The organism is Staphylococcus sp. HMSC13A10 (assembly GCF_001808005.1).
Classification (GTDB): Bacteria; Bacillota; Bacilli; order Staphylococcales; family Staphylococcaceae; genus Staphylococcus; species Staphylococcus pasteuri.
In genome coordinates, this window is record NZ_KV791887.1 from 1 (window position 1) to 501 (window position 501).

The following is a 501-nucleotide window of genomic DNA, read 5'->3' on the forward strand; positions in this document are numbered from 1 at the left end:
ATTTCGGCTTTCACGCCTAACTCGGTATTTATCACATCATAAAAATCATCATTAATCGCATTATCTTTCGCTAGTTCGGCTTGTATTGCGTCTAAATAATCACTGTAAGACTGGTCATAATACGTGATAGTACGTCCATCATCTAAACGTCTTGTACGGGGTCTGGGCGTTCCCATAGGTGGTAATTTGATTGTGTATCTCCATACCTTAGCCATCGCTATTCACTCCTATTTATCTTCTTGTTCTCGCTTTTGTGCGTCCCAAAATTCAGCGATTCTATCGGCTTCCGATTGCTTATATGCTCTTTCTTTTTCTATTCTTTCTGGACTATCTTTAGGCAAAGCTTCTATTTCTTCTTTCATCGCTTTACACTTAGCATTATGTTTAGCGATAACATCTGATTTAGTAGGGGTTTGAGCCTCTTTATCTGTTTTGTTTTCGGTTTCTATTTTGGCTTTCTCTTTCGTTGCCGTCGGCTTCTCTTTATACCTAACTACTCCA

At 38.9% G+C, this 501-nt stretch carries 2 pseudogenes; both read right to left on the reverse strand.

The window, feature by feature from the left end:
* A pseudogene (locus HMPREF3125_RS12330) lies at nt 1-215 on the reverse strand (RusA family crossover junction endodeoxyribonuclease); the annotation flags it as partial.
* A 12-nt stretch (nt 216-227) separates the two neighbouring features.
* Nucleotides 228-501 (reverse strand): annotated as a pseudogene (locus HMPREF3125_RS12335) (hypothetical protein); the annotation flags it as partial.